Here is a 2,239-nt window from a genome sequence, read left to right on the forward strand (position 1 = left end):
GGAATCCTCCGTATGGAGCTGACATTGATAAATTGGTTCCTATATTTAAAAAAATATATCCTGAAACTACTAAGAGTTTTACTGAAATATATAAAATATTTTTCGATAAAGGAATAGAGCTTTTAAATAAAAAAGGTATATTAGCTTATATCACTCCTAATACATATTTATTACAACCAAGATATAAAGATTTACGCAAATTTTTATTACAATATAAACTGAATATAATCATTAATTTAGGTGAAAATGTGTTTGATAATGCAGTAGTTTCTACTGCTATTATAATTCTTGAAAAGAAACAAGAAAGTAGTAAAATAAAAATAGCAGATCTTTCTGCAAACTCAAGATTTTTAGGTTCACTTGATAAAGTAGTTTTCTCAGAGATAGTACAAGTAACTTTTTATGATACAGAGAGCAATATATTTGTTACGAATATTAGAAAAAAAGCAGAAAATGAATATTCTTTAGGTGAGATAATGGAGCTAAAAGATGCAGGATTTAAGTATCAACGGAAAAATGTAGGTTTGTCTAAAAAAGGTAATAATAATTTAGCTGAACGAATATTTTATGAAGGTAGCATTGAAAATAAAGAGGATATTCCTATTTTAATAGGTAAAGATATTAATGCTTATTATCATTCAGATGCCCCTAATAAAAAGCTAAGGAAAGAATATAAAAATCTTTTAAAAGATAATGAAAGTACCTATTATAACAAAGAAATTATGGATAGTAGAGAAAAATTAATATGGAGACAAACAGCTCCTTATTTTATAGGGACTATCTTAAGAGACAAAAATTATTTTGGAAATACAATACAAGCAGGAATTATAAAAGATTCTTTTGTTAATAAAATATCATATGAATATCTTTGTGGTTTATTAAATTCTAAATACTTAAGATATCTATATGAAAATAATGTAAGAGAAATAGGAAAGACCTTTCCTCAAGTAAAATTAGAAAAATTAAGACCATTACCTATTATTATATCTGAAAATCAATCATTTATTTTTGATCTTGTAAATGAAGCTGTTAAAACAAAAAGAGATAATCCTAAAGCTGATATTACAAATATAGAAAATCAAATAGATATTTTAGTCTATAAACTTTATAACCTAACGTATGAAGAGGTAAAAGTAATAGATCCTAATATTGAGAGTATTATATCAAAAGAAGAATATGAAACAAAAAAGTGAGTTAAAAAACTCACTTTTTTGTTAATCATTATCAGATAGTCTAAATTCAATTTCATAGTTTTTTATAAAATCTATTTCCTCTTGTGTAAGACCATACAAAGGACAAATAAGATCATCTATTTGGTCTATGATATGTTTTGATTTCTGAATTTTATATTCTTTAAATTCACTGATATGATAGCTTGAATCTTCTGTTACAGTCCTATTCCTAGCATTATTTTCTATATCAGCTAAGTATTTTTGATAAAGTTTTTCTAATGCTACAATATCTTTATCACTAAGATAGGGTATTGTAAAATTCTCTATTTCATAACTTTTCCAATTAAGATTGTCAGAATAAATTTGATAAAACCAAAAAGAAAGATTACTACTTAGTATTCCTCCAATAGAATTAGATAATTTAGAAGAAAATAACAGCATTTTTTCCGCAGAAGAACCTGTTGAATAATTTGTGACAACTTTAAAATATCTTCCTCCTGCAGCTCTATAATATATAGGACTTCCTTTCTCTGAAAAACATTGATATATAGTTTTTTGATTTAATATTTTTGTTAAAATATTTCTTTCTATATTATAACTGATCTTTGGAATGCGTCCTAATAACATTAGATCTTTTGTTTCAACAAATTCTAAGTTATTAATAAGCTGTTCAAGATTAAAGTTTTTTCCTCTTCTATACATTTTAGTAGATAAAATGCTCTCACAAGGTGTATTTGTTTTTACAAATTGAATAATAGAAGTATTTACCATAGCATTTTCAAAAACAGGTTTAGGACGAACCGCATAAGAGGATAGTTTTATTGCACTACAATTATTGCTTAATAGTTTATGAATTCCTGTTACAGCTTCGCTTGATGTAATGGATATGGGCACTATAAAACCTAAATTTCCTCTTTTCTTTAATAAATTATAGCCTAATTCAATGAAAAGTGTATATGTGTCTAATGAACCTTTTTGTACCCCTTTAATAGTTTGAGCTGATATATATTTCTTCTTTAAAATCTCTTTATCTCCTTGTGAAAGCTTAGCTCCATACGGAGGATTCC

The 2,239-nt window shown here is 25.8% G+C and carries 2 protein-coding genes; one reads left to right on the plus strand and one right to left on the minus strand.

Annotation, left to right across the window (positions count from 1 at the left end; translation table 11 throughout):
- Positions 1 to 1,193: Eco57I restriction-modification methylase domain-containing protein (locus JMN12_RS15045; protein ID WP_203140073.1), on the plus strand; the 1,193-nt coding region annotated here is incomplete at its 5' end.
- Positions 1,194 to 1,214: 21 nt separating this feature from the next.
- Here the strand turns inward: JMN12_RS15045 and JMN12_RS15050 are convergent.
- Positions 1,215 to 2,239 (minus strand): Eco57I restriction-modification methylase domain-containing protein (locus JMN12_RS15050; RefSeq protein ID WP_203140075.1); only part of this gene is annotated, 1,025 nt, incomplete at its 5' end.

The organism is Capnocytophaga genosp. AHN8471, from assembly GCF_016806945.1.
Lineage (GTDB): Bacteria > Bacteroidota > Bacteroidia > Flavobacteriales > Flavobacteriaceae > Capnocytophaga > Capnocytophaga periodontitidis.